Origin of the sequence: Streptomyces sp. (genome assembly GCF_035563135.1) — a bacterium.
Classification (GTDB): domain Bacteria; phylum Actinomycetota; class Actinomycetes; order Streptomycetales; family Streptomycetaceae; genus Streptomyces.
In genome coordinates this window covers 1-6084 of sequence record NZ_DATMVN010000566.1, presented here as the reverse complement: position 1 = coordinate 6084, position 6084 = coordinate 1, and the positions used below count along the sequence as shown (strand labels likewise).

Here is a 6084-nt window from a genome sequence, read left to right as displayed (position 1 = left end):
CCGCTGGTTCGTCGCCCGCCGGGGACTGGTCACCGGGATCCTGACCGCGGCCGGGGCGTCCGGCCAGCTGGTCTTCCTTCCGCTGTGCGCCTGGATCATCGACCGGCACGGCTGGCGGCCGGCCACGGTGACGGTCGCGCTGGCGGCGCTCGTCGTCGTCCCGTTCGTCTGGCTCCTGATGCGCGACCACCCGGCCGACGTGGGCCTGGCCCCCTACGGCGGTGTGTACGAGGAGAAGCCGGCCCCCGCGCGGGGCGCCGCGAGCCGCACCGTCCGCGTCCTGTCCGACGCGGCCCGCACGGGCCCGTTCTGGCTGCTGGCGGGCTCGTTCGCGATCTGCGGTGCCTCCACGAACGGCCTGATCCGCACCCACTTCGTGCCCTCGGCCCATGACCACGGGATGGAGATCACCGCGGCGGCCTCGCTGCTGGCCGTCATCGGTGTCTTCGACATCATCGGCACGGTCCTCAGCGGCTGGCTCACGGACCGCTTCGACGCCCGCAGACTGCTGGCCGTCTACTACGCCCTGCGCGGTGTCTCGCTGCTGTTCCTGCCGATGCTGATGGGTCCGGCGGTGCATCCGCCGATGGTCTTCTTCATCGTCTTCTACGGCCTGGACTGGGTCGCCACGGTCCCGCCGACCCTGGCTCTGTGCCGGGAGCAGTACGGCGAGGACAGCGCGATCGTCTTCGGCTGGGTCCTGGCCTCGCACCAGGTGGGAGCGGCCCTGGTGGCGTTCCTCGGCGGGGTGGCACGCGACGTGACCGGTTCGTACGACCTGGTCTGGTACGCCTCGGGGGCGCTGTGCGCGTCGGCGGCCCTGATGGCCCTGGTCATCCGCCGCAAGCAGGGCGGGGAGACACCGGCCGCCGTCCTGTGAGAGGCGGGATCACCTCGTCCTGGCCACGCGGGCGGCTATCTTCCGCGCGTCCAGGGCGATTTCGCGGAGCATGCCGCTGATCGGGTTGGTGAAGCCGGTGAAGTAGAGGCCCGGCGCCCCGTCCGGGGTGCGGGCGCCGTGCACCACGGGGCGGCCCCTCGCGTCCAGCACGCCGAGGTGGCCGGCCAGGCCCTCCAGGGCGCGTTCGTATCCGGTCGCCGCGATCACGGCGTCCGGGGTGGTCCGGGACCCGTCGGCCAGCACCACCGCGTCCCCGTCGAACGACTCGACCGCCGCCACGGGAACCACCCGGCCGGTCTTCACCGCGCTGATCAGCCCGACGTCCTGGACGGGGATCGCGCCTTCCCTGACCCGGGAGTACAGGCCCGTGTCCGGTCGGGGAAGGCCCTGTTCCGCCAGGTCGGGGACGGAGAGGCGGGACATCAGGCGCCCCGCCCGGTCGACGAGCCGGACCGGAAGCCGGCGGACCAGCACGGCGGTGGCCTGGGCGGGCCAGCCGGCCGTGGAGCGGCGCACGATGTGCGGGGGCGTGCGCACCGCGATCCGCACCCGGGACGCGCCGCCCTCGGCCAGGTCCACGGCGATCTCGGCCCCGGTGTTGCCGATTCCGGCGACGAGGACGTCCTTGCCCGCGTACGGGGCCGGACCGCGGTACTCCGCGGCGTGCACCAGTGCGCCGGTGAAGCCCTCGCGGCCGGGCCACGAGGGGGTCTTCGGCGTGTGGTTGAAACCGGTGGCCACCACGACCACCCGCCCGGTGAGCACCCGGCCGCCGGTCGCGCTCAGCCGCCAGCCCGCGCCGTCGCCGGTCCGGTCGATCCGGGACACCTCGACGCCCGTCACCACTTCCAGCTCGTGGTGCTCGGCGTACTTCTCCAGATAGCGCACCATGTCGTCGCGCGACACCCAGCGCCCGAACCTGCGGGGCATCGCCAGCCCCGGCAGCGCCGACCACCGCCGGGTCGTGTGGAGGTGCAGCCGGTCGTAGTGGCGGCGCCAGGACGCCCCGACGTGGCCGGACCTCTCCAGCACGATCGCGCGTACGCCCTGTTCCCGCAGGGCCGCCGCGACGGCGAGACCGGCCGGGCCGCCGCCGATCACATAAACCGGTCGGTCGGCGGGGGCGAGGGGGGCGTCACCGGGGGCGGGAGTGCTTTCGGGCATGGCTCGGAGCGTAATAGGACATGAACATGATGGGTTCCGGTCCGGACGGGAATCGGTTGCGAAATGATCACGGGCCCGGAGAGCCGGTCCTTATCCGGAGATCCGGCTCCGCCCGCAGGCCCGGTGCGTCCCGCCCGCAGGCCCGGTGCGGCCGAACGGCCCGGAGGGAGCCGGGGTTCAGGGCCAGAGCAGCTCGCGGGTCCAGCCCGTGCCGTCACGGCGGTAGCGCAGCCGCACGTGCCGGCGCCGGCCGTCGCCCTGGAAGAACTCCACCTCCCGGGGCTCGACCACATAGCGCGTCCAGGTCTCCGCCTCGGCGTCCGGTTCTGCCTGTGCCCGCTCCCAGGCCGCCTCGGAGGCCCGTACGAGATCCTCGTACGCCGGCAGCACCTCGCTCTGCGAGCCGGTGAGCGCGGCGGCCAGCGCACCGGTGGACCTGGCCCGCAGGTCGGCCTGGCTCTCCTCCCGGCTCGCGGGGGACACCTCTCCCCGGATCCGCACCTGGCGGCCCTGGGCGGGCCAGTAGAAGCCGAGCGCGGCGTACGGGCACACGGCGAGCTGGCGGCCCTTCGCGCTGGTGGCGTGCGTGGCGAAGTGCCAGCCCCGCCCGTCCGCGTCGTGCAGCATCAGCGTGCGCACATCGGGCCGTCCCCCGGCGTCCGTCGTCGCCAGGGTCATGGTGTGCGGTTCGCTCTGCCCGGCCGCCACCGCCTCGGCGAACCAGGCGTGGAAGAGCGGGAGGGGGGCGGCGGGCGCGGCGGCCGGGTCGAAGCGGGGGAGTGGCACGTCCCAGACGCGCTGGGCGTGGAGCAGGTCGCGGAAGTCGTTCTGTGCATCGCTCATGGGGCCATTCCACAGCGTCCCGCACCGGCGCGGGAACGACGACGGCGGACCACAGGAGTGGTCCGCCGTCGTCGAGACAGGACGTGGGGAGCCGCGGAAGGGTGCGGCTCCCGGCGTGTGCGGGGGAGGCGGGGCTGCCGGGGCCTACCTGGCGGGCTTCTTGCCGGTGATGCCCAGGTGGACCAACAGGGCGAGGTTGGGCCGGAGTTCGGCCTGCTTCACGCCCCAGGTGGTGAAGCCCTTCTGGTGCGAGGCGACCCCCGCGAGCATGACGACCAGGGAGCCCGCCACCGCGGCGGGGCTGACCTCCTTGTCCACCTTGCCCTTGGACTGGAGCTCCTCGACCGCGTCCGTCAGGGAGTTGGTGACCGAGTTCAGCACCTTCATGCGGATCTTGTAGAACCGCTTGTCGCCCTCGGCGGCACCGAGGTCGACGACACGGAGGATCGCGTCATGGCGCCGCCAGAAGTCGAGGAACCCCTCGACGAGTTCTTCGGAGGCCTGCCAGCCGGCCTTGCCGACCCAGGAGCGCCCGCCGACCAGTTCGGTGAGCCCGGCGCCTTCCTTGGCCATTTCCTCGGCGAGTTCGAGAACGGCGCCCTCGACGTCGGGAAAATACTGGTAGAAAGTCGCGGGTGAAGTTCCCGCCTTCCGGGCCACGTCGATGACTTTGACGTCCCGGTACGGCGAGGAGCTGAGCATCTCGCTGAGGCAGTCGAGCAGCTTCTGCCGCGTCGCCTGACCTCGCCGACCAGCCACGCGGCCGTCGACGGTGCGTACTTGTCCTGTCATGCCGTCAGCTTACCGAGGGGTGATCCGAGCGCTATCTGACCGACTGCAAATGGGGAACGCCTCAGTGCGGGCGGGGTGAACGGTGCAATTCCCGGCGGCGCCGGCCCGCTTTTCCCGGGGCGCGGGCGTTTATGGAATTCCCCTTCCTTCCGCCCCCATGTTCCGGTGGGATGGTGTTATCAACAGCCTGTGGATAACTTCGGTGGACAACTGTGTCCACGTGAGCCGCAGGCGCTTCACGATTCGGGCAAAGGTTTCATTCGGCCCCTCGGGGCGCGCCGCGGGTCTCCCGGCGCTACGTTGAGTGTGACGGGCGTCACGGCTGTCCCCGCCGGGGTCCACGGCGGTCCACAGCGTCGCCGCCGCGGCACCACCGGGGCGCCGTCGCGGCCCCACAGCGACGGAAGGACCCGGGCCATGGCCGTATTCGCGCAGTCCGCGCCGTGCTGGGTGGATGTACAGCTCTCCGACCTGGAGGCCGGCAAGCGCTTCTACGGCGGGCTCTTCGGCTGGACCTTCCACGCGGGCGACGGCATGCCCTTCGCCGACGCGTACAGCGACGGCGCACTCGTGGCCGCGCTCACCGCCAAGCAGGACGGCCGCATGCCCACGACCTGGGGCGTGTACTTCTCCACCGACGACATCCGCGCCACCGTCGCCCTGGTCCGGAAGGCGGGCGGGCAGGTGATCACCGAGCCGGTACGGGCCGGAGCGGCCGGGGTCCTCGCCCAGGCGGCCGACCCCGGCGGGGCGGTCTTCGGCCTCTGGCAGGCAGGGGAGCGCGCGGGCTTCGAGAAGCAGAACACCCCGGGCGCCTTCTGCTGGACCGAGGTCCACACCCGGCAGCCGGAACGGGTGGACCCCTTCTACGAGGAGGCCCTCGGCTTCCGGGGGACCGACCTCGAACTGCCGGGCGCGGACGGAGGCGTGGAGCCGTTCCGCATCTGGTCCCCCGCCGGGACCGAGCCGGGGGAGGACACCGCGGTCGGCGGGCGTGCGATCATCACGGACGCGTTCCCGGCGATGCTGCCCAGCTACTTCCTCAGTTACTTCGCCGTGGCGGACTGCGACCGCGCCGCCGAGACCGCGACGCGGCTCGGTGGCCGGATCACGGCCCCGCCGCAGGACATCCCGTACGGGCGGACGGCGGTCCTCCAGGACGACCAGGGTGCGGCTTTCGCCGTACTCCAGCCGGCGGAGCTGTCGCCGTAGGGGCCCCGCGGTGTCCTGAAAGGGATGGATGCCACAAGACACCCCGATCCGCCCCCGGGTTCGCAACCGGGCCCCGGGACAGGAAGAATCAGGGGGCGCACCGCCAAGTGGTGCCCAGTGGTGAGACGCTGCACAGGGCGGGATTTCGCGGGCTTCTGTTCCTGAGGTCCGTACGGGGAGGTGGCAGGCAAGTGGAGCAGCTGACGCAGCATGACCCGAGGCGGATCGGCCCGTTCGAGGTGCTGGGACGGCTCGGGGCCGGCGGCATGGGGCTGGTCTATCTGGCGCGCTCGGCGTCGGGCCGGCGGGTGGCGATCAAGACGGTCCGTACGGAACTGGCCGAGGACCAGTTGTTCCGGGTCCGCTTCACGCGTGAGGTGGAGGCCGCTCGCGCGGTCAGCGGTTTCTACACCGCCGCCGTGGTCGACGCCGACCCGCGGGCGGCCGTGCCGTGGCTGGCGACCGCCTATGTCCCCGCACCCTCTCTCGAGGAGATAGTGAATGAGTGCGGGCCGATGCCGACGCAGGCCGTGCGCTGGCTGGCCGCCGGGATCGCCGAGGCCCTGCAGTCGATCCACGGGGCCGGCCTCGTCCACCGTGACCTGAAGCCGTCCAACGTCCTCGTGGTCGAGGACGGGCCGCGGGTGATCGACTTCGGTATCGCGTCCGGGGTCTCCAACACCCGGCTGACCATGACGAACGTGGCGGTGGGCACGCCCGCGTACATGTCTCCGGAGCAGGCCCGCGACTCGCGCAGCGTGACGGGCGCCAGCGATGTGTTCTCGCTCGGGTCGACCCTCGTCTTCGCGGCGACGGGACACGCGCCCTTCCACGGGGCGAATCCGGTCGAGACCGTGTTCATGCTGCTGCGGGAGGGCCCCGACACCGAGGGGCTGCCCGACGACCTGCGTCCGCTCATCGAGTCCTGCATGCAGATGGACGCGTCCCGGCGGCCCAGCCCGGCGGATCTGCAGTCCCAGCTGGCCCCGCACCTGTTCGCCTCCGGGAGCGACGACAGCGGCACGGCGTCGGCCTGGCTGCCGGCCGCCGCGACCGCGATGATCGAGCAGCGCCGCGGCGGTGGCCGGGTCGTCACCGCCGCACGCGTCCCCGTGGCCGTGCCTCCGCCTCCGTCCCGGCCGCCGGGAGCCGTCCGGGACGGGGCGTGGAGG

General features: G+C 72.5%; 6 protein-coding genes. 3 read left to right on the top strand and 3 right to left on the bottom strand.

Annotated elements, in window-relative coordinates:
* Positions 1 to 880: MFS transporter (locus VN520_RS25270; protein WP_325749238.1), on the top strand; the 880-nt coding region annotated here is incomplete at its 5' end.
* Between the two features lie 9 nt (positions 881 to 889).
* Here the strand turns inward: VN520_RS25270 and VN520_RS25265 are convergent.
* The 3 genes from VN520_RS25265 to VN520_RS25255 all read right to left on the bottom strand — a co-directional run bounded on the left by VN520_RS25265 (position 890) and on the right by VN520_RS25255 (position 3700).
* Positions 890 to 2065, bottom strand: a complete 1176-nt coding sequence (locus VN520_RS25265; RefSeq protein WP_325749237.1) for an NAD(P)/FAD-dependent oxidoreductase — start codon at positions 2063 to 2065, stop codon at positions 890 to 892.
* Positions 2066 to 2242: 177 nt separating this feature from the next.
* Positions 2243 to 2908: a pyridoxal 5'-phosphate synthase gene (locus tag VN520_RS25260; protein WP_325749236.1), complete on the bottom strand. Its 666-nt coding sequence runs from the start codon at positions 2906 to 2908 to the stop codon at positions 2243 to 2245.
* 144 nt (positions 2909 to 3052) lie between these two features.
* Positions 3053 to 3700, bottom strand: a complete 648-nt coding sequence (locus VN520_RS25255) for a TetR family transcriptional regulator (RefSeq protein WP_325749235.1) — start codon at positions 3698 to 3700, stop codon at positions 3053 to 3055.
* Positions 3701 to 4117: 417 nt separating this feature from the next.
* Between VN520_RS25255 and VN520_RS25250 the strand changes: the two genes are divergently transcribed.
* Positions 4118 to 4912: a VOC family protein gene (locus tag VN520_RS25250; protein WP_325749234.1), complete on the top strand. Its 795-nt coding sequence runs from the start codon at positions 4118 to 4120 to the stop codon at positions 4910 to 4912.
* Positions 4913 to 5103: 191 nt separating this feature from the next.
* On the top strand, positions 5104 to 6084 hold a 981-nt coding region (locus VN520_RS25245; RefSeq protein WP_325749233.1), incomplete at its 3' end, for a serine/threonine-protein kinase.